The organism is Paenibacillus sp. D2_2 (assembly GCF_031199965.1).
Lineage (GTDB): Bacteria > Bacillota > Bacilli > Paenibacillales > Paenibacillaceae > Fontibacillus.
Map to the genome: position 1 here is coordinate 931,634 of NZ_CP133605.1, position 25,867 is coordinate 957,500.

The following is a 25,867-nucleotide window of genomic DNA, read 5'->3' on the forward strand; positions in this document are numbered from 1 at the left end:
GCCAGCTTGCTGACAGCGAAATTCGCGGGCACGGTGAGCAATACTCGCTCCAACGGGCAGAACGAAGAGCGCAAAAATATTCGCCTGACCTATTTTGACGGCACAATCCCGGCGGAAGACAGCAGTAGCTATAGCGTGGTACGCAGCGGGATGACGACCGCTGAGTTCACCGCCCCGTCTGCAGAGGGTATCGAGCGCACATTGGATGTATATCTCACGTTCCAGGCGACAAATGACCGGACGCTCACTATCAGCGCCACTATGCCCAAGCAGGGCGGTGGGAACTACGAGTACACCAAAACCGAGAGTTTGGTTAAAAAGGACACTAACAGCAAGACTAGCGGGCGGTACGCCGCCAAGTTCTCGTTCACCTATGTGGGCGACGAGGGTGGAAATCCTCTGACTGTCAAGTTCTCCCTGAACAACACCAGTGGGGACATGGGCGTCCATGGCGTACGTCTAATCGAGGGAGAACCGGTGCCACAGATCTACATGACCACGCCCAATCTGGACAATGACAAGTACGCGATCACCGTGCCTGACTCGCTGTTTCAGCGGCGTAATTTCCCTGTCAAGGTGGTTGACGCCACCGGCTCCCTGGTGAGTGACCCAGCAGTCAACTATTCCTATGAGGGCGTGTCCTCCAATGTGGAAGGACAGACCGAAATTTCCGGCGTCACCATTGGAGATGACGGTATGCTGTATGTCCGCCCGGATACCGAGGCGTCGATGACGATTGCCGTCATTGCCTCCGCAACGGTGGATGGGATACCTGTCTCCGTGACGCGCAATGTGCGAATCATCAAGGATGACAAATTTAAGGATTGGCCGACTCGCGACGCGGAGGAGGGTCCCCTAGGCAAGGACGCCAACGACTGGGAGCTGTACTTCAACGACGATTTCAGCGGGCCCGAGCTGGATACCACTGCCTGGGTACCGCAGTATCTGCAAAGCTGGGCGATCAACAAGGATAACAGCGCAGCTCAATATGAGTTCGTGCAAGATGAGACTGGTAACGGCTATCTGGCACTGGGAGCCAAGGAGCAGCGACCCGACTTCTCCGAGGGCTTCAACGGTACCAACGATGGCGGTGACCAGCCCATCGTCGCGCTTACTTCGCGCGACCGCCATCACCAACACCTGCTGGAGGACGGACGTGGCGATGCCTTAGATCCGGATCTGCCCGATTTTGATGGCCTCGTGACCACCAAGTACGGCTACTTTGAGACCCGCCTGCGCCTGCCTAGTACCGGTGACGGTGCGCACTTCGCTTGGTGGATGATCGGCGCGCAGGACGACTCGCACCCGACCCAGGCCTTGTCCGGAGCTGAACCGACTGGCACTAGGCATGGAGCGGGCACTGCGTCCGACATGTACGATTTCGGACCCGGCGGCTGGGGGAACTACGTGTTCTACACCACCGACCAGGGCGTGGAGTATGACATTCTGGAGATCACGGCTGACAAGAACAGCCCCAACGGGGAATACAACCGCTGGCTGCCAGTCATCCATAAGAATGGCTCCCGTTTATCACCGTCCAACCCAGCCAGCGGGCGCTGGTGGGCTGGTTCTGACGTAAGCCTCACGCCTAACCCGGCGACAAGTCCTTACGGACGGTATGATTACACCAAACACACCGAGGATGGCTACACCGGGGGCCGTGATGCTTATCAGGAGTTCCACGTATATGGCTTTGAGTGGGACGAAACAGGCACTAGGATGTATCTCGATGGCCATTTGGTCTATACCTCCAGCCGCACCGCCGACTACCGCATGCTGACGATTCTCAGTATCTATCTGGGACGCAACGGTGAGGGCGACGGATATGGGCACGACCACGGCTACTGGCCTAAGGAAGCTATGTTCGACTACTTCCGCATTTACAAAAAGAAGGATCGGGTCCCTACCTCTATCGTGATTAACGGCCTACAGGACGCGGAGGGAAATCCCGTGGAAGGACGTTACAATACCTCGTGGGACTACTTTAAGCAGGGCTCGACTGTTAACCTGTCCGCGACGGTACTGGATCAGTTCGGAGTACCTTATAACATTTCCGGCGATCCGAACCTGTCCATCAAGTGGCGCTTCTCCGACGATATTGGCGGATCGAAGCAGCTGACGGGAGGAATTGTAGATCTGGTTGGCGGGGCTAAAGTGACCTATCCTGCGGATTACAACACGACCACAATGACCGGTCTTACCCTGAATGCGGATACCGGTCTGCTGACCGTCGCAGACGACGCGGACACGGACCAGGACATCTTCCTGAGTGCCTATCTGGCCGATTCTAACGACCAAAGCGGCTACTACGGCGGCAAACTCACGGTCGTCAGCGATAATGCGGCCAATGAAACGAAGCGCAATCGGGGCAAAATCCAGGAGACCAAACACATCAAGGTTTCCGACAAAGTGTCTAAGCCGCATCGAATCTTCTTTGATAGCCCTGTGATGACCATTGCGCCGGGCGAGACTCTCAGTGTTAGGGCCACCGTGTATGATCAGTACAACAACCCGATGCCTGACCAGTCACTGAGGTACGCCCTTACCAAAGATGTTACGCTCCGAGAAACCGTGGACCTCAGCCTTAGCGGCATAACCCTGACCGGCAGTGATCTGACCGCCGAGTCAAATGCCGAGCTAGGCAAACAAATCATGGTTCGGGCCCAGATAGACGACAATGTGTTCCAGAACCTAGCGCTGAAGGTGCAAGTTACACCGCATGAAGATACAACAGCACCAACATGGCCAGCAGGCGCCGAATTAACAGTTTCACAAGTTGGAAAGACAAGCATCACGCTTTCTTGGTCAGCAGCTACAGATAACATTGCTGTAACTAAATACAAGCTTTATATGACTGGTAAACAACCTATTGCATTAGGTAATGTGACAAGCTACAAAGTCAGCGGTTTATCCCCTAACACAACTTATACATTTAAAGTTGAAGCGGGAGATGAAGCAGGAAACTGGAGTACAGAAGGTCCGAGTAATACTGTAACGACTGAAGCTAACTCTTCAAGCGGCGGTGATTGGACACCATCTCCTGATCCATCACCATCACCGACACCAAAACCAGATGGTGGTAAGCCAACAGAACCAGTGAAACCTACTGAACCAGTGAAACCTACTGAGCCTGAAACACCAAAAGTAGATTTTACTGATATCGCAAATCACTGGGCGGAAGCCTCCATTAAAAAATCAATTAAACTTGGTTTTGTAAATGGTTATGAGGATGGAACCTTCAGACCGAATGATAGTGTAACACGTGGTGAGTTAGCTACAATGCTAGCAAGAGCGCTGAAATTAGAGCAAATTCATACAGAGTTTGGTTTTGCTGATCATGACCAAACACCAGTATGGGAACAACCATTCATTCAAGTACTTGCTAAAGCAGGATATATCTCAGGCTATGAAGATGGCTCGTTCCGTGCGAATAATGAAATCACAAGAAGTGAGTTAGTTGCTATTATTGTTCGTGCACTGGATCTTGAAGTCAATCTAAATGCAACAATTTCGTTTAAAGATGCAGATCAAGTTCCAGTATGGGCCAGACCTTATGTAGCCGTTGCAGAAGAAGCAGGCTTAATTAAGGGGAATGGGAATGGTAAATTTAATCCCAATGCTACTACAACCAGAGCCGAAGCAGTCACATTAATTTTAGCAATGCTAGACTATGTAAAATAAGTTTAACAAGCAATAAACAATAAAGCCGCAGCAGGTTTTAGCTGCGGCTTTATTGCTGTGTGACATTCATGGCGATTAACTTGGTGGTGAAAATCCGTTGTGAAAGGAGACTATAGTTATCAACCACTAGCCAAAAGCAAGGGTGTCTACCGCGAGGTGGTTCGCTATATATCCGAGGGATCATGGATCGAGGTAACTTAGAGACGTATAAGCGAAAGAACTATCGAAAACTTCGGCCAACCTATAATTTTTTGCCTGCTTTCTATTATTTGTACACTAGATATCATTTCACGTACTTACTAGAATATAGCTATAGAGTTTTGAAAGCGCTTTATTTTTTGCGAGGGGGCAAGATGCATGTGCAATGGCTTAGTGTCTTCAATGCAAGGCACACCAGATAATATCTCACAAGGGGGTTGGTACAGACAATCAGGAGGAAGTACTGGGTAGGATTTTGGGATACGAATACATCCCATGAAGTCTAGTTATTTTCTGTGGTCTGCGTGTAGGATGGAGAATTAAATAGTGTCTCTCAACCCCTAATAGGGGAAAGCAACACAAAATCTTCAAAAATACACATTTAGGAGAGATTCAGATGAAAAAACCTCTTATTAAGAAAGCGTTGAGCGGTGTACTTGTTGGCTCAATACTTTCTACTCTAATGTTTACGGGTCAACCAGTGCATGCTGCCTTGGGATATTGGCCTCAACCATTGCCGATATCCAATGAGTACTATCTTCAAAATGAAACATTGCAGCCCTATGGGGCAGCTTTCCAAATCGATGAATTGAAGAATTGGAGTCCAGATAATGACCCAGATGCCCGATATAATCGGAGCGCAGTTCCTCTGGCAAAAAGATGGATGGGACCATCAGTAAATCCTAATGCATCACGTGATGCAAGAATAATCCCTCTTAGTGGTACAAGTGCACGTGCAAGCCAATCACCATCACAGGGTGGCGATGGTGCATATACTTATGCAATGACTAGTTACCAGTACATTGATAACAACAATTACTGGGGCGGTTCATCTGCAGAAGGACCGATTGCTATACCGACACCGGAGCATATTGACTCTTCCCATAGGAATGGTGTAAAGGCAACTGGTACTATTTTTATTCCTTGGGGAGACCAAGCATATGGTAGCAAGTTTATTGACCAGTTGGTAGAGCAGGATGCTAACGGTAATTTTGTTGCCGCAGATAAATTGATTGAAATCGCCCAATACTATGGCTTTGACGGTTATGTTATTAACCAAGAGTCTAGTTCAAGCCCTGCAAGCATGGCAAAATTCAAAGAGATGCTTGCGTACATTGAGAAGAAAAAGCCAGATAACTTCACAATGACTTGGTATAACGGCTCGGGCAGTTTGGGTGACTCCGATGTTAAAGCTTGGATGCAAGATGGGGATACTCGCTTAAACGATGACTGGTGGTTGGACATGAGCTGGCGCAACATTGACAATACAATTAAGTCTGCTGTGAATGCTGGTAGAAGTCCTTTTGATATACATGCAACATGGGAAAACTTCCCCTACACCGACAAAGGTGATGACGTTACCAATCTGATCGGACCGGACAAGAAACTAAAGTCGTCTCTTGGTATTTTAGCTCCGAACTCGACGCTCATTAGTTCGAAGAGCATTGATGATTTCATGAATAATGAAGATCTACGTATGTGGACTGGACCGACATTAGATCCAAGAAATGAAACACGTACAAAAGGTGTTTTCCCCGGTTTTTCAAGTCTTGTCGCAGACCAAACACCGATTATAGGGGATCATTTTGTTACTAACTTTACTGTTGGTAACGGTGAGAAATTCTATGAGGACGGCGTTGTCAAAGGTAAAGAAAACGGTTGGTATAACCGTTCACTGACTGATATCATGCCGACATGGAGATGGATTGTTAATAGTGACGGTTCCAAGTTAACTCCAAAATTTGATTACACTGATGCTTGGTGGGGTGGTACTTCCTTAAAGCTATCAGGTAACCTCGACGCTAACAAAGCAAACCACATCGAACTATACAGCTCACAGCTAGATATTACAGATAGCAGTAAGTTGAGCGTAACTTACAAAACACCAAGTTCTAACGTTGATTTGTCTGTAGGTTTGTGTTTCGGCGATACTTACGATGAGAGCAATTTTGAGTTCTTCCCTATTTCAGGGGGTACTGAGAAGAATGGTTGGACGATAGCGACTATCAGTTTACCAAAACATGATCAAAAAGCAATTGCAATCTCGTTGAAAGTAAATTCTACTACCGATGTTAAAGATTTTTCGATCAATATCGGAAGACTTGCAATCATGGCAAATGATATTGCTCCTGCAGCAACATCCAAGATTACACTTGATGATTCGATTTATGTGAATGACACAACAGCAGAAGCAAGAATTTACTGGGAAAAAGTGGCTTATGCATCTATGTACACCATTCATCGCGTCTACCCTGACGGCACAAAAGAATTCGTTGGTGCAACACCAAGTGATGCTTTCTATTTAGGAAGATTTTCAGAAGATGGTAACGAAACTGAGACTACTTTTGAAATTACATCCTATAATGAAAACGGCACAGAGGGTGGAGTAAAAACATTTAATTTTAAATGGGTACCCGCTACTGGTGGTTTCGAAGATGCAGGAGTAGAAGGAGAAAATATCGCATTGAAAGTTCCAGTTGTCGATGACGGTACTTTTGACCCCGGTGGTAAAATAGATAAAATTAACGATGGCGTTATTCCAAACAGTAAGTGGGCTTCCGCTAAGACAAATGCTTCTGCTTATTTTGACTTAGGTAAAGATATGGATATTAGTCGTTGGGTTGTTAAGCATGCTAATGCTCCGGGTGCAGGTGAGGGTGTCGATTTTAACACTGACACATTCGATTTGCAGTATGCACAAGATGACGGACAACCTATTTTGAATCCTGACGATTCTACCAGTAAGCAGAGAGTTATGAAATTAAGTTACACAAAAGCCGATGAGGTTATTGGAAATCGTCAAGACGTTACCGACCGTGTACTTAATACTACCATCAAAGCACGTTATATTAAGCTTCACGTTACAAAAAGTGATAACTGTCCTTGGCATGCAATTCGTATCTATGAATTCGAATTGTATAAGAATCCTTTTGTTCCTCACTCCACGCCATTGATGGAGCGTAACGTGACAGTAAAGAACAATGTTGGTGCGAATGACACTGTCGTATTTGATAATGTTTCGATGCCAATCGGTGCTGGAGGTAAGATTGCTGATGATACAGGTATTGTTAAACTCTATGACAGCTTAACATCAACAACACCAATCGCTGAGGTAAAAGCAACACAACCAAGTGAGCGGTATAAACAACTCAATCGTGGTGTAGCTTCTTTTGAAAATTTGGACTTAAATCCTGACGGTGGAAGGTTGTACTATACAACACAAGAAAACGGCGTAGAAAGTTTACGTTATAGTGTTGAGTATGCTCCTGAAACTGGAACACCAATTAATGCTCCAACATCGATTAAGTTGGAACAGTCTTTAATGGGTAATCAAACCCGAGATAAATATGGGTACTTACTCTAGAAGGCTTAGATGTTGGAACTACTATGAAGATTTATGAATCGGCGGATTCCAAATCACCTATTCTACACTCTCTTTCAGTACAAGAAGGTCAAGATTTCATCCGTCAGGAAAGAGTTCCTCTATCTAAAAATGGTGGTAAAGTCTACTATGAGTTGAAACAGTCCGGTAAACCTGATTCAGAAAGACTGGAATATACTTATGGTGCTACTGATGCTCTTAATGTTGATCAGGCTTCACTGAAAGATTTAGTTAATCGTTACAGTAGCCTGCATGAAGCAGATTATATCCCATCTACATGGGCATCATTCTCTGAAGCTTTGGCTAATGTTAAATCGCTACTTTCAAGTGGAGTTAATGCAGGTACTGCTGAAGTAATGCGAGTTGCTCTTGAGGATTCTGCTTTAGCACTTCGTTATAATGGAAACACCAATCGACTTAAAGAAGTATGTGATGAGTACGAAACAAAGTATACTGCTGATCAGTACTCAGACAATAGCTTTGCACGTTTCCATGATGTTTTAGAGCAAACTAGAAAAGCTGTCGAAGACTCAGAATCCGGTGCACAAGTTCTCACAGGTCTTCAACTTGAGAAATTGCGGATTGACCTTGATTCTGCTGTAAATCGTTTGGTGGTTAAAGGTGGTAACGAGGTTATTTCTGTCGCAATTAACCCTAACGATATTGATGGTAAAATTGGAACTTCTGTGACATTTAAACCTGAAGTAACTGTTGGCGGTAATGCAGCTGACACAGTTACTTGGAAAGTGTCCGGTAACACAAGTGTTAAGACTACCATTAGTAATGGGGTATTGAACATTGCAGATGACGAAAAAGTCGATGGTACACTGACAGTTACTGCAACTTCTACTTTTGACCCAACAAAGTCAGGAACAGCGAAAGTACTGGTGGTAAGTGAACTTATTCCAAAAATTATCAGGGTTACAATTCCTGACCAAGTTGACTCCGTTAAAGCTGGTACTATTCAGCAATTTACTGCAAATGTTGAAGTGAAAAATAATGCGGACACATCAGTTACTTGGGAAGTTGAGAATGCTGATAATGTTGGTACTATCATTAATAATGGTTTGTTGATGGTTGACGAAAACGAAACAGCGGATGAACTTACAATTAAAGCAACATCTGTAGTAGATCCCACAAAGTTTGCTGCAAAAACTGTTAAAGTAGAGCAAAATTTAGATAAACAACGTGATATTACAATTGATGCTATGGTTAATGGTACTGTAACAGCGGATATGGTGACAGCAAAAGCAGGTGAAACTGTTACATTGATAGTAACACCTGATGTTGGATATCAGTTAAAACCGGGTTCTTTGAAAGTAAACGGTGAAGCAATCTTCGGGACACGTTTACAATGCCAGCTAAACCTGTAACAATCACTGCTGAATTTGAGCAGGACACTACGAGAGAACTCGTAAGTATCGATGCACCATCGGCAGTGACGGGGTTGCCTAACGGAACCGCAAAGACAGCAGATGCGCTTAAACTACCAACTAGTGTAACATTGGTTACGTACACAGATAGTATACTTGCAAATGTCACTTGGGACGTTGATGCATCAAGTTACGATCCCACATTGAAATCGGATCAAGTATTTACTGTAGAGGGAAATGTGACACTGCCAAACGGGGTATTGAACACCAATAATATCCCGTTGACTGTAAGTATTGAAGTGGCAGTAGACGCAGAAGTTGTAACATCCAAGGAATTCTTGAGTATCATGGATCTTGCAGCAATCACTAATTTGCCTAATGGAACGGGAAAGACAGTCTCTGGTCTTAAGCTACCTGCTACTGTTGAAATCGTAACTGATAACGGTGCTATGGACGCAGTTGTAGATTGGGATGTGGATTCTGCAAATTACGCCCCTGCAGTAAAGACAGAGCAAACATTTACAGTAAATGGCGTAGTAACATTGCCAAGTGACGTGGTAAATACAAATAATATTCCGTTGAACGTAAGCATCGAAGTTACCGTAGCAAAGCAACCAGTAGTTGAACCGCCAACTGGTGGAAACAATGGTGGCAACCAAGGCGGAAGCAATAACGGTGGTGGTGTAGGTACGACAACACCTCCAGTTACACCCCCAACAGGTGGCGGTGAAGTTGCATCGGTTACTACTATATCTGAAAAGCAGTTCGATGAGGCTCTTGCAACAGCTGTAGCCAAAGCCGCTGAGCAAGGCAAAAATTCAGATGTAGCAATCAAACTGAATGCTGACGCTCCATCGGATGCTAAATTAATCAAAGTTACGCTGTCAAATGATTCATTGATGAAATTTGTAGCTAATAAGGCAGATACTTTGACAGTATCTACACCAATCGGAGCAATGACATTTGATCGAAACACGGTATCGAGTATTTCCAAGCAAGCAACAGGAACTGTTACAATTACTGCTACACAAGTTGGAGATAGACCTTTTGTTAATTTTGCTATTAGCAGCGGTGACAAGACTATATCTAAATTTGGCGGAAATGTAACAGTAACACTTCCTTACGTACTTAAGTCTGGTGAGAAACCAAATGTAGTTGTAGCGTACTATATCAATACTGCGGGTAAGCTTGAAGTAGTGAAGAATGGTAAGTATGATGTGACAACCCAATCAATAACTTTCAAGACGTCTAATTTCTCGCAATACGCTGTAGGATACAACAATGTCGCATTCGCCGATGTTGCATCCAATGCATGGTACAGTGATGCTGTAAGTTTCTTAGCAGCAAGAGAAATCACAGATGGCTTAGGCAATGGAAACTTTGGTTCTGAAAATAAAGTATCTCGAGCACAAAGTCTGGTTATGATCATGAAAGCTTTTGGTATCGAGCCAGATGAAAATTCTGAAAACAATTTCAGTGACGCAGGAAACACGTACTATACTGGTTATCTTGCAGCGGCAAAGCGGTTGGGTATAACAGATGGTGTGGGCAATAACATGTTTACACCAGAAAAAGAAGTTACACGGCAGGAAATGTTAGTATTGACATACAATACGCTTAAGAGCATCAATGAATTGCCGACTGGAACTACTGTAAAAGAACTGAATGACTTTAAAGATGCAGGTTCAGTTTCTGGTTATGCGATTGATGCTATGACATTCTTTGTAAATATCGGAGTTATATCTGGGTCAAACGGTAACATCTTACCAGTAGATAAAGCAACCAGAGCGGAATTTGCTCAGATACTTTACAATATTATGACTAAGTAAATTGTAATGACTTACAGAATAGACTAATAAAAGCTATGACAAGCACATCTTTGCTTAACTGTGAAGGTGTGCTTGTTTTCGTTTGTCGTGATTTAGGATATTATTTCTCTTAGATTTGGGGACTCACTGGTGGTGATAACAGAGTTCCGATAGGTAGGATGGATATCAATGTAACTAGGGATACAGACGAGTACATTCAAAATCCTTTTTACACTCGTTTTGTTCGAACTAATGAATTGGACGGAATTATTGAAAATAGTGGATTAACAATAACTAATAAATATACGAATTTTGCTAAAAATGATTTTTAATTTAATAGTGCTGAAGAAATATTTTACGAACTATATAAATAAAGGGCGTATGATAGGTCAAGCAGGTTTAACCATAGTTGGGGAGAAACAGGGACGAAAGCTAAGCTTAGCTTCCGTCCCTGTTTTAAAGTAACAATATTATCTAATAAATAGTTGACACTATTTTTTTAATTGGTATACTTGAGTAGAATATTGAAAATGATAATCATTATCACTGACGTTATTTTTTGTGTTGTCGCTGTACACTATGTGAAATAGGGATAAATTCTATTTAAATCACGCATAAAAATACATAAAAATATAACACAGATTTTAATTTTATCAATTCAATAATCTGTTTGTCTATAAAGCTTATATAAGGGGAGAGTATGGGAAATGAGGAAATTTAAATTAACTGTTTTTTTAGCAGTTTTTGCTTTGATGTTGGCAGCTTGCTCAAATTCAAGTAATGAAAACGGTAAAGCTGGGACTAATGAGAAAGCAAATGATTCTACTGTAGCTTCAACGGTTGAAATCACTGATGCTCATGGAACGGTTACTGTTCCTGTAAACCCAAAGAATGCAATTGCTTTGGATAGTAGGACTTTTGAAACTTTGGCTGATTGGGGAATTAAATTAGCGGCTGCTCCAAAGGATGTAATGCCTGCGGATTCACCATATGTAAAGGATGATTCCGTTCAAAATATTGGAAATCACCGCGAACCAAATCTTGAAATTATAGCAGCTGCAGACCCTGAACTTGTAATTGTCGGTCAAAGATTTGCTAGCTATTATGAAGAAATAAAAAAATTAGTACCAAATGCAGCTGTTATTGATCTTAATTTTGATGTTTCTGAGAAAGCTGCTACACCGGGAGAAAACTTAATAAATGGACTTAAGGATTCTACAATCTCTTTGGGGAAAATTTTTGATAAAAATGAAGAGGCAAAACAATTGGTAGCTGATTTCGATAAAGCTATTGCAGATGCTAAGTCTGCCTATAATGGATCGGATACAGTTATGGGTGTTGAAGTTTCTGGTGGGAATATTGGTTTTTCAGCTCCTCATTTTGGACGTGTTTGGGGACCGATGTTTGATATCTTTGGATGGAAACCAGCATTAGAAATTAATAATGCTACTTCAGATCATAAAGGTGATGATATTTCTGTTGAAGCTATTGCACAAAGTAATCCTGATTGGCTGTTCGTACTAGATCGTGATGCTGCAATATCTTCTACAACTGATGCCGTTCCTGCTCAGGATGTTATTGATAATTCACCTGCTCTTAAAAACGTAACTGCTGTTTCTAAAGGGCAGATTGTTTATGCACCAAATGACACTTACACAAATGAATCTATCCAAACTTTTATAGAAGTATTTGAAAACATTAAGAGTACTTTAGCTAAGTAATTTAAAGGAGTATGACCATAGTGCCAAAAATATAATTGCCGGGGTTGAGAATAATTCTCAACCCCAGCTTTATAACCACAATAAAATATGGACAAAACCTTTTATATTAGCGATTATAGCTGTTGTTATCTTAGGAGTTATATCACTGTTTACTGGAGCTTATGATATAAAGGGACAAGAGGATGGAATCGATATGTTTTTCATAACTCGTGTTCCAAGAACAGCTGCACTAATGCTTACTGGAGCTGCTATGTCCATGGCAGGACTCGTAATGCAACTTATTACACAGAATCGTTTAGTCGAACCTACCACAACAGGAACAATTGAATGGTCAGGTTTGGGACTTCTTTTTGTTTATATATTATTTCCTGCACCATCTTTAGTTCTAAGAATGACTGGTGCAATCATTTTTTCTTTTATAGGAACGATGATTTTCTTTTTGTTTTTAAGAAGAGTTAAACTTCGTTCGTCTTTAATTGTTCCGATTATTGGAATGATGCTTGGAGCAATTATTTCTGCAGTTTCCACTTTTGTTGGCCTCGTTTTTCAAATGACGCAAAATATTGAAACTTGGTTTGTAGGTTCTTTGCACCGGTTAGGTTGGAAGATATGAATATTTATGGTTCATTATTATCATTACTTTTCTTATTTTTATGTTTGCTGATCGGTTGACTATAGCTGGATTAGGGGAAGATGTTTCAACAAGTCTTGGAGTGAATTATAATAGGATCGTTCTTCTTGGTACTGGTCTTATTTCTTTTGCAGTTGGAATTGTAGCAGCTGTTATTGGGAATTTACCTTTTTTAGGATTAATTGTACCCAATATTGTTTCAATGTATAGAGGAGATGATCTGAGGAGTAATTTGCCTTGGGTATGTCTGTTAGGAATGGGAACTATAACGGTATGTGACATTATTTCTCGAACAGTTATAATGCCGTTTGAAGTACCTGTCTCTTTAATACTTGGAACCGTGGGAGCAGTCGTATTTATTGTTATTTTATTGAGACAAAGGAGGCTAAGATGAGCACATTAGAATATAGTAATAAAGAAAATGTTAAAATCAATCCTAGCCTTCTTAATAAAAATAGATCAGCTAGAGCTTTTCGTTCTAAGAAGGAAGAAAAACGTTATTGGATTTTACTGATAACATTGATTGTTTTGGGCATTCTTTCAGCGTATGGACTTTTGGTTTATAACAATCCAGTTCCAATAGATTCTCCTTCTTTTATTCCCGTTGTTAAAAGAAGGATGGTAGCTCTTGGTGCAATGATTATTGCAGCAATTTGTCAGAGCTTGGCGACCGTTGCTTTCCAATCGATTACGAATAATAGGATTATTACTCCTTCACTTTTAGGTTTTGAAGCACTTTACTCAGCAATTCATACTAGTACAATGTTTTTCTTTGGTGTTAGTGCATTTATAAGTTTTACTGGTGTTGGATCATTTGTATTTCAAGTTGTCCTTATGGTTTTGCTTTCTTTGATACTATATGGATGGTTGCTTTCTGGAAAGTATGGAAATTTACAAATTATGCTCTTGGTTGGAATTATTATTGGAATTGGGCTAAAGTCTTTATCATCTTTTATGAGAAGACTTCTTGCACCGTCTGAGTTTGATATTCTACAGGCAAGATTGTTTGCTTCTGTCAATAATGCGGATGCTGGCTATTTTCCTATTGCAATTCCAATTGTAATCATTGTAGCATTCCTTATTTTTGCTTATTCCAAGAAATTAAATGTATTGTCACTTGGGAAGGATGTCTCCCCTTCTTTGGGAGTTAATCATAAATTTGGCGTAATTTATACTCTTGTATTAGTTGCTATTTTGATGTCCATTTCAACGGCTTTAGTTGGACCACTTACTTTCTATGGATTTTTAGTTGCAACTTTGAGTTATCAAGCAGCACCAACGTATGATCACAAATATATTTTTCCAATGGCTTTTGCTATCGGATTTCTGATAATAACGGCTGCATACTTTTTTATGTACCATATATTTAATGCTCAAGGTGTAGTTTCAGTTATTATCGAACTGTTTGGTGGAATAACATTTCTAATTGTAATCCTAAGGAAGAGGTCTTTATGATAAAAATTGATAATGTTAGAAAGTTGTATACTAATGAGGTAAACATAGGACCTTTGGATATTGAAATACCAAAAGCTGGTCTTACTTCTTTAATTGGGCCAAACGGCGCTGGAAAGTCCACGACACTTTTGATGATCGGAAGACTTTTGGATATGGATGAAGGCCAAATTATGGTGGCAAATATGGATGTTTCTGAATCTAAATCAAAAGACTTAGCAAAAATCGTGACTATTTTGCGTCAAGAAAATCATTTTGTAACAAGGCTGACTGTTAGACAACTAGCTGGATTTGGACGTTTTCCTTATTCAAAGGGAAGATTAACTAAAGAGGATGAAGCTATTATTTCTAAATATATCGATTTTTTAGACTTGACTGATCTAGAAAATAGATATTTAGATGAGCTTTCTGGTGGTCAAAGGCAAAGGGCATATGTAGCAATGGTTTTGTGCCAAGAGACTGAATATGTACTTTTGGATGAGCCTCTGAACAATCTTGATGTTGCTCGCTCTGTTCAAATGATGGAGCATTTGAGGCATGCTGCTGATGAATTTGGAAGAACAATTCTGACTGTTATGCATGATATAAATTTTGCAGCCAAATATTCTGATAGAATTTGTGCAATGAAAGATGGACAAATTGCCGCTTTTGGAACAGTAGAAGAGGTTATGGATCCAGAAATTTTGACAGAAATTTTTGAAACGAAAATAGAAATTATCGAAGGTCCTTATGGGCCAATAGCGATTTATTAGTCCAATTAAGCCCCTGTAATTTGAACATAAAGCGATAAGACAACCATTCCAAATAGTTGTCTTATCGCTTTATGTTTAATTTGAAATTTTTAAGGGATCAAATCCAATGGGGAATATTTTTCTTCCCTTCAGTAATTGAACTGTTTTGGTATATAGTTTATGAGCATTTTCTCTATTAAAAGTTTTCATTGAAAGACTAACTTCTTTTCTCTGTTTATAAGCAGATAGAGCGGAGGACGGAGGATTTTCTAGTAATTCGATAATGGGTAGAATTGCTTCCTCAACCGGTTTACCTATTATTTTATAAATAAGCTTCATCATGCTCTTCGTTACTGGATTTTCAATTGCATCAAAAGTACCTGAGGTTTGGACAGCCCACGGGTTAAAGAGAATATACTTTATCTTTCCTACAGTATCATTTTGGGCAAAGGCAACACCCAACAGATCGTTTAATCGACTGCCATGATACTTAGCTTTTGCGCCGTTATAATTACTTTTGTTTTGGATATCATCCAGATTAACCGTTCCATTCATTCCTGGAGCACAAACATTAAGCACTACAGGGTTATCAGACTTCTCCAGAACTTCCTTTAGGCCAAAACCAAGAACAAATCTGCTCAAATAAGATAATCCAAAACTAAATTCAAATCCTTCTTGAGTTTCCGAATATTCTTTATTTTGTTTATGACTTGTTGCACAAAAAACGACCCTGTCGAGAGAGTTGAAGCGACTTTTCAAGTCTTCAATGATGCGCTTGTTTTCTTTAACCAAACTTAGATTTGCTTGAAGAAATATAGCCCTTTCCTCTACTCCTAACTGTCTAGTCTCATTTAAGAAAAGGTCTCCTTTAGCAGATGAACTACCGACAACAATTACACGGTCTCCTTTTTTTAGAAAGTGCATAGCGATCCCTTTTCCGATTCCATCCGTTCCGCCTGTTACTAATATTGTTTTCATATGTTATTCCTCTTTTTCAGTGATATTCAGCTTTCAGTTACTCCTTATTAGTGATTTATTAAACAAACATGTGTTGCTTTTAAAAATACAACTAATATCGAAATAGGACAACCAACAATAAGGTAAGGGATGTTGCTATAGCAACAGATACGAAACATTGTCATGTAGGGAGAAGTTTTGCGCTTTTCATAAAGATGATCTTAAAGGAGTGAATGACGTGGGATCAAAAGTAAGGAATATTCGAATGACTCAGACTAAACAGTCTCTAATTAACGCCTTTGTTAATTTAGTGAGTGAAAAGGATTTTGAAAAAATCACTATCGCTGATTTAACAAAAGGGGCCAAAGTGAATCGTGCCACCTTCTACGCGCACTTTAATGATAAGTATGAATTATTGGATTATATTTTGGGGGACTCTGCATCAGCTGCAATAGTGAATCGAACCAAAGGTGAAGTGAAATTTGATCAAGACACTATATCTCAGCTTGTGCTTGCATTATGTGATTTCTACCAACAACCGAATATTCAATGCCGTAGTAGCTATGTAGGGTTAGTTGTTCCGCAGATGAAGGATAAAATATTGAATGAACTAAAGGTTTTTTTGTCTCAGAGTCTCGAACATATCTATACAAATGATGAGAAGAATATATATGTACCTATTTTTGCACAAGTTATCCATGAAGGTGCTTTACAGTGGGCAGTTGGAAGTACTGTTATGAGTAAAGAAGAAGTCGCCAAAAGGGTTTCGTTATTCGTAGTTAGTGGGTTTCAATCTTCTGACCGTACATTAAGCTAAAGGATAATGATTGTTAGTATATAGGATGATGAAACTTGTTTTATCCAAAATAAGACACTTGCTGCTATAGCAAGTGTCTTTTGTATGCCTGTATGGATGATACTGAACGGTTATCCTCTATCGTTAAGTGAAAGTCTAGAAGGTCGAAGACGTTATTGTGGTTAGCGGGGATCCGATGCCGACGGGGCTGAAGCCCATCGGACTTATTCACCGAAGTCGGAATGGATTCCGTCGTAACATAGCTGTCCTTCAATACATAGAGAAGTGGTTTTTCGGCTTGATTCGTAGCATCGTAAGCTGAGACGAAGGCATATTGGCTATTTTGCAGGTCTACATCCAGCTCTGTTACCCGGTCTGCCTCGAGACTGATTTCCTGCGTCAACTGCTGCTTATCTCCGTTCAGTACCCTGATCTTCATTGACGAAGGAGAATACAGAACCAGATGCAAGGTTTTGTACTTTTTGCCGAAATCGATTTTCAAGTAAGGTGATCCCTCGTACCAACCCAACCCTACGTTTTCCGCTGTAAAAGCGTAGGCTCCGTCATACTGATGATTTCCGAATACAAGTTGCTTTTTGTCGATCACATCGTAAAATTTCTCACTCCAATAATCCACTTTCACATCTTTAGAATACAAAGCAAGATTGCTACTTTCGCGAATTCCGATGGTTTGCGTAGAGCCATCCCATGTAATCGGCACATCTAAGGCATTGGCTATGACCCGTAGAGGCAAATATGTCGTTCCGTTATACGTGATTGGAAGCACTTCCTTGCCATGGTCGTCAAGCGGACGCCAAGTCTTGCCATCCAGTCGGAAGTTAATCCCAGCGTTGAGGAACGCCTTGATCTCGGTAAGATTGCTAGCGGCGAAAGCTCCGGTCGAAAGCGAGAATATGGCAGTGATGACGAGCAACAGAATAACGTATTTCTTTTTCATCTATGATCTTCCTCCAGTCATATAATCGATTCAATTAGCAAGAGCATACCAAGATAAACGCTTCAAAAGCGTTTCAAAAACAGGCAACAGGCAGGGAAACGCTTTTGAAGCGCTCACTATATTAGAATCGTTGAGAAAGGAGAATTAAAGATGGCTTGATTTTCCGGGCGGTAAATTCGCATTGCAAGCGATGTCCACCCACGCAGAAGCCGCTTCGGCCATCGTCCGCATGCTGAACGTTCGAGAATAGTGTAGATGAAAGGGGGTTCCCTATGTTTGTTAAGAAATCGCGTTTTGCTGTTTTCTTTGTTGTCTTATTACTGGCTTGTTTCAATCCGCTTCAATCCGCTAAGGCGCTTGATCTTCAGTTAAATCCGGATTTAAGGATTGAGGTGAACCCGAACATTATCACAAATTTATATATGCCAGGTTCAAATGGCCTAGAGAGATGGGCGTTCGAAACAGGAGGAGCGATTTTATCTACGCCTGCAGTCGCTGCAGACGGCACTGTATATGTCGGATCAGCAGATGGTAAGTTCTATGCTGTCGATAAAAAGGGAAAGAAGAAATGGGAGTTCGCAACGATAGATAAAGTGTATTCATCGCCGACGATCGGTGCGGATGGGACCGTGTATGTAGGCTCTGGCGCCAATTTATATTCAATCAGTCCGGAAGGAAAGCTACGGTGGGAGTTCGAAGCAGGAGGTGTCGTATACTCCATACCGGTAATCGGCACAGATGGTACCATTTATTTCGAATGCGAGGATGGGAAGCTCTATGCACTTAAACCGGACGGTACTAAGCGTTGGGAGTTCGCAACAGGAGGTGGAATGAGTGGTAAGCCTGCCATCGACTCTAACGGCACCATCTACATTGGTTCTCGCGATAAGAAGCTCTATGCGATTAAACCAAACGGAACGAAGAAATGGGAGATTACAACAATCAATGAAGTGAAAAGCTCGCCAGCGATAAGCACAGACGACACTATTTATATCGCTTCTGGTGCTGAGAAACTGTACGCGATCAAGCCGGATGGAACGATAAAATGGGAATTTCAATTGGATAAAAAGCTCTATGGAGGCATTGTGTACTCCTCGCCAACGGTCGGTGCGGATGGCACTATTTATGTAGGCTCTGGCGGCTCAGGTATTTATGCAATCAGACCCGACGGAACGAAGAAATGGAAATTCGACACGGAAGGCATTTTGATAGCTACGCCTGTAGTCGGTGAAGATGGTACCGTCTATGTTGGCTCGGCAGATAGTAAGCTCTATGCAATTAAACCGGATGGAACTAAAAAATGGGAATTCAAAACCAATGGACAGATAGTTGCTGCATCGGCGATTGCTCATGATGGAGCGGTATATATAGGATCTGGCGACCACAAATTATATGCAATAGGCATGATATACGTTAACGGAGTAAGCCTGAATAAAATCGTACTCAAATTGGAGGCCGGACAAAGCGAGAAGCTACAGGTGACAGTTGCGCCGAGTAATGCAACATATCAAGATATCACATGGTCGAGCAGCGACGATCGTATTGCGAAAGTGGATGTTACAGGCCAAGTGACAGGTATTGGTCCAGGTACGGCTACGATAACGGCTACATCAGAGGACGGAGGATATTACAAAGAATGCGTCGTAACGGTAACTAATCCTCCATCTCCAAAAGCGGATACAGCGAACCTAACAGATATAACAGGTCACAAATTCGGTGTGGAGATCACCAAAGCGGTATCGCTTAGCATCGTATTCGGATATCCAGATGGCACGTTCCGGCCCAATGGGAACGTTACTCGAGCCGAATTTGCTAGTATGCTCATTAGGGGTCTGAAGCCCGGGAGGAAGGCGCGCCGCTCCTCTTCAAGGATAAGGATAAAATCGGAGCCTGGGCAGTGAAGGCAGTGCAGCAGGCGGTGAAGCTTGGTATCATTCACGGATATGAGGACGGTACTTTCCGGCCCAATGCGAACATTACTCATGCGGAAATGATCTCAATGGTCATTCGCGCCTCTAGTCTCGTGGCGGACAATTCGCCGCTGACCAGCTTCTCCGACGATGCGGATATTCCAAAATGGGCGAAGCCCGCAGTTTCCAAAGCCGAGGAGACCGGCATCATCAACGTTGGAGATTTCTCGAACGGAAAATTCGCACCGCAAGCGATGTCCACCCGCGCAGAAGCCGCATCGGCCATCGTCCGTATGCTAGAGATTCGCGAATAGAAATCTTTTTATATTAGAAGAAGGAGTGGGATTTCATTATGCGAGCAATAAAAGTCGTTTGTTTGGTCCTACTGGGTGGGCTGCTGACGATAAGCGCCGTCGGGTGCGGCGGGGGTGGCAACGACAAACCATCCGATAAGGCATCCAGTACGTCGGAGATACAACAAATAGAAAGTTCCACGAAGACTACAGCAATTCAAGAAACAACCAGCCCTACGGAGACTGAGGATATTAACGCGCAACCTTCGAACGATACTTCCATGAACATTGTAGATATGCCCAACCAGATTGTCATCAAAGACGGGGACGCGCAGGGTGGAGGCGAACCACCTGACGGTGTACCAGACGACATTCCAATTTTGGATGACGCCCTAAATACAACGGCTGTTAAAATAGGCGACGGAGCGAGTTCTGGAGACCCCTATTACCACGTTCAATTCAATATGAAAGATTCAGTTGAACAAACCATTGAAAGCTATCGTAAAGTTCTGAAAGATAGCGGATTGGATATTGCTTCGGAGTCGGATGAGGACGGAATGATGCATTTTACTGTCGACACGAAATCGTGGGAAGCACAAATGATGATCTTTACCCTATTGGAGAAAACGACGGTTTGGATCAATTACGTTAAGAAGTAAACATTACGGAGATACAGATTTCAATTAGATCTTTTGACCTTGTCAAAAGATCTTTTTATTCCGCCTACCGATAGGGATTTTCACACAATAAGCGAATACAATTTACAAAGTTCGATTTACGTTCGGAGGTGAGCTGTTTGGCAGGCTGCAGTTTTCGGTTGTTAGGCAGTTTGAAAATTACCCTCGACGACGAAGACCTATCGGAAATCCCCGGCAAAAAATCCACACTACTACTGGCTTACTTAATTCTCGCTTTTGACGCACCTCCTAGCAGGAAACAAATTGCTTTTCATCTCTGGCCTGACTCCACCGAGAAGCAAGCATTGTCTAATTTGCGTAAGCTTCTTCACGATCTTCGGATATCTGTTCCAAGAATCGACCGTTATCTAAAGATTACGCACGCATCCATCCATCTGAATTGTGAACTGCCCTTCTACTCGGATGTACGTGAATTCGAACAAGCAGCGCAAGGAACAACTGCTTATGAGCTGCGAAGAGCAGAAGAGCTATATAGAGGAGAGCTGCTGCCTGGATATGGCGAAGAATGGCTCACGGTGAAGCGGGAGCAGTTGGCCCAGACATATTTGACTACACTCGACAAGCTTGTTGTCATCTTGGAACGTCAGCGGGAGTACGCATCGGCCTTGTTATTTTCGCATAAGCAGCTCGTTCAGGATCCATTGAGGGAGGAGACATATCGTACAGTGATGCGGCTGTATGCCTCGAATAAAGATATAGCTGGTGTCGTACAATCATATCGAAAACTGTGCGATGTGTTGCAGGCCGAACTCGGAATTGCACCTTCGGAGGAGACACTACATCTATATGAAATGCTAACGAAAAATGGGGGCGGCATATTGACGGCCTTGCCAAGCAAAGTCCCGCTGATCGGCAGAATAGGTGAATGGGAAATTCTGCTGAGTGCCTGGAGGCAAATTGCGGCCGGCGGAAATACCTTGCTTCTATTAAAAGGGGAGTCGGGGATCGGCAAATCACGACTAGCCCAAGAGTTTAAAGTCTACTTGGAAAGCTTGGGTGTTCAAACCGCCTTTGCTGGCTGCTATCCGTCGGTCAGATCGCTATCCTATACTCCGGTAACCAACTGGCTCCGTAGTCTTCCGCTGCCAAAGCTCGGTTCGGTGTGGTTGACTGAATTGGCACGTCTGCTTCCCGAACTGTTAGAGCGGTACCCGGGACTGTCAAAGCCGTCTCCAATTCAAGAGAAATGGCAGTTGAACCAATGGTATGAGGCGATCGAACGAATGCTGCTGGCCAGCGAGCCTCTAATGCTTCTTCTTGACGATATCCAATGGAGTGATGAGGAGACACTTCAGCTCCTCTCTTATCTTATCCGTAGTGATTCCAAGGCAGAACTGCTCATGGTGGCGACAATGAGAACAGATGAGGATGCGGTCGATGCTGTCATGAATGTTCTAAACGAGCTCCGGACCGAGCGCAGGCTGATCGAAATCGAGTTGGCCCCACTAAGTCGGGACGAGACGAACCGCCTAGCAGTTGCAACCATCGGAGATGTGTTGGAGGACCGACATTCCTCGGATTTATATGCGGAGACTGGTGGCAATCCCCTGTTTATTGTGGAAACGTTGCGGGAATGGCAGACGAGCGGACATAGCGGTGAATTTCATCTGTCACAAGTAGCCAGATCCGTCATTAAGAATCGGTTGAACAGACTATCGCCAGCCATTCGCCAGCTTGTATCGATTATCGCTGCCGTCGGAAGGCCCGTCTCCGTAGGCCAACTAATGATGGTGATGGACATGGAGGAGGAGGGAATTCTGGCGCGCGCGGAGCAACTGGTACAATTGAAAGTTCTGCAAGAGGCGGGGACGGCAAATACACCTTTACCCATGATATTGTCAAGGAAACCGCGTATAAGTTGAACAATGAGAATAGGCGGCGCAGGTCTCACAGGCAAATCGCAGAAGGTCTGCGCACTTATTATCAGGGGCAAGCCGAAGCGGTTGCTGGGGAGATCGCCTTTCACTACGAGCTTGCGGGTATGGAACGGGAAGCGATTATTTACTATGAAATGGCCGCTATGGCGGCGGAGAAGATCTATGCCAATGAGACGAGGATCACTTATTACCGGAAACTATTCAACCTGCTTAATCCTGATAAGACTTTGCCCGTTCTGATGAAGCTCGGCGACGCTTTGGTCATGACGGGAAATTGGAACGAAGCGGAGAACACTTATAAAGACTGGCTTAAGCGTTACGGATACTTGGTTATGCTTGGTGAACGATCCTATTGCGATGTCGCACTCGGTAACTGTTTGCGTCTACTAGGCAAATACGATGAAGCTAGGTTCCACCTGGAACGGGCATCCCATCATTTCAAGCTAACGGAGGACAATGACGGTCTCAGCTTCGCATACGGAACGCTTGGCATTCTCTATTACTATATGGCGAGTTATGATAAGTCGCTTCGATATTTTATGGAGAGAATGGAGTTGCCCAGAACGGAACCCAAACGGGGGACGATGTCCGGTTCCTTGGCATGATCGGTTTTCTGCATTATGACCAATGCCAGTACGACCAAGCGATTCATTGGTTCCAGAGACAGATCAGTCTCGCTACGGAAATCCGGGATACGTTTTTTATAGAAGAAGCAATGGGTGGACTGGCTATGGTTTATTTTGAATTGGACGATATGGACCTCGCATACGACCGCCTCGTCGAGAAGTTAGAGATCGCCAAGTCGGTAGGGGCACGAATGGGCTTCGCCATGGGTCTAGGGATGTTGGGCAAATATTATCATTTGCTTGGTTCTCACTTGCAAGCGGAGCAATGCATCGCCTTCTGCCTTGAAGAAGCAGTACAGATTCAAGATTGGCATATTGCCTCAGTTGTACTCGGCATCGAAGGCTGCAATCTTATGGAGCAGCATCGGTATGAGGAAGCCTGCCAGTGGATCGAACGCTCAGCGCAGTTAACGAAGAAGCTACGCATTCCTTTCTTCGAATGCGAAGCTCTCTATTTTACGAGCTTGCTAAGGGAACGTCAGAATCAATACGAGAGCGCTATGAGTGCCGCAGCAGAAGCATTGAAGCTTGCCATTCGACTTAAGCGGCGAGATTTGCAGGTTAAGCTGCATGTGCAGCTGTTGCAACTAAAGTCTTGCTTGGGACGGATCAGTACTGACGATGCGGTGGACGAACTACAACATATGTTGGAACAATACGCCGGTGAGCAGGACCAGGCAATCATTCGTTTCGTGATGTGGTTACTGAAGCCCGACTCGACCGAGCTTCGGACTGCAGCTCTAACCTTAAACGAGGCGCTGTACCGGAAGTCAGGCAAACAGGAATATTCCGGGCGATTGCGCAAATTCGGCAGCTTCGATCAGACCATTGCTGCTCGCCCATTACCGAAGCTGGCGGCCGAGGTCGTGAAGGGGAAGCGAATTGCCCCGAGTTTATTGGGGAAATCGATCGATTTTTAATGCTGGATTGAGTCGGAGTTCATTTGTTATTGTAGAATGTATAAAGCTGAAAATTCTGATAAGACATTTCATTTTATTGGTGGTGATCATTTGGAATTTTATTTTAAAACTATCGGAGCAAAAGTACATCTTTATCGTGAAGCCTGCCTCTTCGATGATGATTTAGGTGAACTAAAAGAAACGTTTACTAAAAAGTTAAAAACCAATAAAATTTTTGGAGAGAATTTTGAACTTGAAGATATCTCTGGAGTATTTTCAAAAGGCCAGCGATATTCAATTAAGAGCACAAAGGGCTTAAGTGGTGTTTTAGAGAAAAAAAAGTTTAGCAACCGTTATATTTTGAAAGAGACATAAATTATTTTTCGATTTATAGAAATCCGTAACGCCTATCCAGCCAGTCAAAGGACGAGTAGTATTTTGCTGACGCAAAATCTCTACTCTAAACCTTGATTGGCTGGATTTTTGCTGTATAGTGCCGAAAACTGAGAACAGGATGAGAATAAATCAGCCCATGGAGATAAGCTTGTTGTGCTGTCTACGTGTGAATACTCGACCGAAAACGGCCGGTTGGCGGTGGTCGCCCGAGAGCGTAAATAGCGGTGCTGAAACACGGTAACAAGCTGCTTCATATCACGTCCTCTCTAGAGGACGTGATTTTTTTGTTTTATTTCAAATATGTAAGGATGATGTAAGTTATGTAGATCGTAAGATTTTACATAGAGAAATATAATTGATTGAAATCATCTATTATATTTTGTAGGAGAGAAAATAAATGATACAAAAAATGAAACTTAACGGATTTCAAATTAAATTACTCATGGCGTGTTTAATGGTATTGGACCATATCGCTTATTTTATTCCTGAAAATTGGGTAATGATTTTTCATGTTATCACTAGAGTGGTCGGGGTATGGTTTGCATATGGCGCTGTCGAAGGATTTATGTATACAAGCAATTTGAAAAAGTACTCTATGAGATTGTTTTCATGGGCAGCTTTTATGTTTGCAGGTAATAGTCTATTGAATATATTATTTAAAGATCACGGTATTACCGTTCACAACAATATATTTTTAACTCTAGCAATCGGCGTATTAATGCTAGCCGCAATAACCAAAATCAAGAATAGAATATTGGGTTTTATATGCTCCGCTGTTTTAATAGTGATTGGAATTTTGATAGCCGAAGGCGGTATGGTGATACTGCCATTTATGCTAATAACCTATTTGACTTACGGTAAAAACAAATACAGAAACACCGGTTATTTATGTCTTTCACTTGTTTTGTTCTTGATGTCATTTGTAAATTACGGAGATTTGTTAATGACAATAAAAATGCTGGCATATAATTCTGATTTTATGTTTATATCCGTTATCCCAATCTTGTATATGTATGATGGTAAAAGAGGAAGTCACTCTAGATTTGCAAAGTACTTCTTCTATGTTTTCTATCCAGCTCATTTATGGATAATCACAACAATAGCGTACATCGTATCTAAATAACATTCTTACATTGATTTTGGCATCTTGCTGTCTTATTCCATATCCCTATTTACCGTAAAAGGCCTGTGATATATTAAGTGAAAATTGATCACAGAGGAGATGTGGATCGGTTATGCATACGGTAATTAACCCTAAAATTCTTTACTTTGGCACTTCTGTTGTACTGATAAGTACGATTAACGAGGATGGTTCAGCCAACTTGGCTCCTATGTCCTCAGCCTGGTGGCTTAACCAATCATGTATGCTCGGTTTAAGTAGCAAGGCGCAGACAGTTCAGAATTTAATACGTGAAGGTGAATGTGTACTAAATCTCCCGTCCATTGATTTGATCCCTGCAATTGATCGGCTTACCCTGTT

The 25,867-nt window shown here is 42.6% G+C and carries 19 protein-coding genes and 2 pseudogenes (1 of these 21 only partly in view); 19 read left to right on the forward strand and 2 right to left on the reverse strand.

The genetic code is table 11. From position 1 onward, the window contains the following. The first annotated feature begins 6 nt into the window (after positions 1-6). The 8 genes and pseudogenes from RE628_RS04485 (at position 7) to RE628_RS04520 (ending at position 14,998) form a co-directional block, all read left to right on the forward strand. Positions 7-3,681 carry an S-layer homology domain-containing protein gene (locus tag RE628_RS04485; RefSeq protein ID WP_309157609.1) on the forward strand — a complete coding sequence of 1,225 codons (3,675 nt, stop codon included), beginning with the start codon at positions 7-9 and terminating at the stop codon, positions 3,679-3,681. A gap of 595 nt (positions 3,682-4,276) precedes the next feature. Next, complete coding sequence (locus tag RE628_RS04490) at positions 4,277-7,243, forward strand: endo-beta-N-acetylglucosaminidase (RefSeq protein WP_309157611.1); 2,967 nt, start codon at positions 4,277-4,279, stop codon at positions 7,241-7,243. A 23-nt stretch (positions 7,244-7,266) separates the two neighbouring features. Further along, the gene (locus tag RE628_RS04495) at positions 7,267-8,634 is read left to right on the forward strand and encodes a hypothetical protein (protein ID WP_309157613.1); all 1,368 of its coding nucleotides are present in this window, start codon (positions 7,267-7,269) and stop codon (positions 8,632-8,634) included. After that, positions 8,616-10,463, forward strand: a complete 1,848-nt coding sequence (locus RE628_RS04500) for an S-layer homology domain-containing protein (protein ID WP_309157614.1) — start codon at positions 8,616-8,618, stop codon at positions 10,461-10,463. Before RE628_RS04495 ends, RE628_RS04500 begins: the two co-directional genes overlap by 19 nt. Before the next feature lie 686 nt (positions 10,464-11,149). Further along, positions 11,150-12,163 carry a siderophore ABC transporter substrate-binding protein gene (locus RE628_RS04505; protein ID WP_309157615.1) on the forward strand — a complete coding sequence of 338 codons (1,014 nt, stop codon included), beginning with the start codon at positions 11,150-11,152 and terminating at the stop codon, positions 12,161-12,163. A 31-nt stretch (positions 12,164-12,194) separates the two neighbouring features. Further along, positions 12,195-13,188, forward strand: a pseudogene (locus tag RE628_RS04510) (ABC transporter permease). Further along, entirely contained in the window at positions 13,185-14,249 is a 1,065-nt protein-coding gene (locus RE628_RS04515) for an iron chelate uptake ABC transporter family permease subunit (protein WP_309157616.1), read from the forward strand. Before RE628_RS04510 ends, RE628_RS04515 begins: the two are co-directional and overlap by 4 nt. Beyond that, positions 14,246-14,998, forward strand: coding sequence for an iron ABC transporter ATP-binding protein (locus tag RE628_RS04520; protein ID WP_309157617.1), 753 nt, complete (start codon positions 14,246-14,248; stop codon positions 14,996-14,998). The genes RE628_RS04515 and RE628_RS04520 overlap by 4 nt, the downstream gene beginning before the upstream one ends. Positions 14,999-15,073: 75 nt before the next feature. On the opposite strand, the gene RE628_RS04525 is transcribed toward RE628_RS04520, so the two are convergent. Beyond that, positions 15,074-15,955 carry an SDR family NAD(P)-dependent oxidoreductase gene (locus RE628_RS04525; protein ID WP_309157618.1) on the reverse strand — a complete coding sequence of 294 codons (882 nt, stop codon included), beginning with the start codon at positions 15,953-15,955 and terminating at the stop codon, positions 15,074-15,076. Between the two features lie 217 nt (positions 15,956-16,172). On the opposite strand from RE628_RS04525, the gene RE628_RS04530 reads away from it, so the two are divergent. Next, positions 16,173-16,751 carry a TetR/AcrR family transcriptional regulator gene (locus RE628_RS04530; protein WP_309157619.1) on the forward strand — a complete coding sequence of 193 codons (579 nt, stop codon included), beginning with the start codon at positions 16,173-16,175 and terminating at the stop codon, positions 16,749-16,751. Between the two features lie 64 nt (positions 16,752-16,815). Here RE628_RS04530 and RE628_RS04535 read toward each other — a convergent pair whose 3' ends face one another. Next, positions 16,816-17,688: a stalk domain-containing protein gene (locus RE628_RS04535; protein WP_309157620.1), complete on the reverse strand. Its 873-nt coding sequence runs from the start codon at positions 17,686-17,688 to the stop codon at positions 16,816-16,818. Positions 17,689-17,960: 272 nt separating this feature from the next. Here RE628_RS04535 and RE628_RS04540 point away from each other — a divergent pair, with 272 nt between their 5' ends. The 10 genes and pseudogenes from RE628_RS04540 to RE628_RS04585 all read left to right on the forward strand — a co-directional run. Beyond that, on the forward strand, positions 17,961-19,589 hold the full coding sequence (locus RE628_RS04540) for an outer membrane protein assembly factor BamB family protein (protein ID WP_309157621.1): 1,629 nt from the start codon (positions 17,961-17,963) through the stop codon (positions 19,587-19,589). Continuing rightward, positions 19,586-19,912: an S-layer homology domain-containing protein gene (locus tag RE628_RS04545; protein ID WP_309157622.1), complete on the forward strand. Its 327-nt coding sequence runs from the start codon at positions 19,586-19,588 to the stop codon at positions 19,910-19,912. Before RE628_RS04540 ends, RE628_RS04545 begins: the two co-directional genes overlap by 4 nt. 38 nt (positions 19,913-19,950) lie before the next feature. Continuing rightward, entirely contained in the window at positions 19,951-20,550 is a 600-nt protein-coding gene (locus RE628_RS04550; protein WP_309157623.1) for a hypothetical protein, read from the forward strand. A 137-nt stretch (positions 20,551-20,687) separates the two neighbouring features. Then, positions 20,688-22,451, forward strand: coding sequence for an ATP-binding protein (locus tag RE628_RS04555; protein ID WP_309157625.1), 1,764 nt, complete (start codon positions 20,688-20,690; stop codon positions 22,449-22,451). Next, the gene (locus RE628_RS04560; RefSeq protein ID WP_309157626.1) at positions 22,448-23,071 is read left to right on the forward strand and encodes a tetratricopeptide repeat protein; all 624 of its coding nucleotides are present in this window, start codon (positions 22,448-22,450) and stop codon (positions 23,069-23,071) included. The genes RE628_RS04555 and RE628_RS04560 overlap by 4 nt, the downstream gene beginning before the upstream one ends. Next, complete coding sequence (locus RE628_RS04565; RefSeq protein ID WP_309157627.1) at positions 23,068-24,012, forward strand: tetratricopeptide repeat protein; 945 nt, start codon at positions 23,068-23,070, stop codon at positions 24,010-24,012. Before RE628_RS04560 ends, RE628_RS04565 begins: the two co-directional genes overlap by 4 nt. Before the next feature lie 36 nt (positions 24,013-24,048). Then, positions 24,049-24,366 carry a hypothetical protein gene (locus tag RE628_RS04570; protein WP_309157628.1) on the forward strand — a complete coding sequence of 106 codons (318 nt, stop codon included), beginning with the start codon at positions 24,049-24,051 and terminating at the stop codon, positions 24,364-24,366. A 156-nt stretch (positions 24,367-24,522) separates the two neighbouring features. Continuing rightward, positions 24,523-24,609: pseudogene (locus tag RE628_RS04575) on the forward strand (class B sortase); the annotation flags it as partial. 175 nt (positions 24,610-24,784) lie between these two features. Beyond that, positions 24,785-25,510, forward strand: coding sequence for a TraX family protein (locus RE628_RS04580; protein WP_309157629.1), 726 nt, complete (start codon positions 24,785-24,787; stop codon positions 25,508-25,510). 112 nt (positions 25,511-25,622) lie between these two features. Continuing rightward, positions 25,623-25,867 carry the 5' end (the start) of a flavin reductase family protein gene (locus RE628_RS04585; protein ID WP_309157631.1) on the forward strand. It continues 376 nt past the right edge of the window, so only the first 245 of its 621 coding nucleotides appear in the window; it begins with the start codon at positions 25,623-25,625; the stop codon falls past the right edge of the window.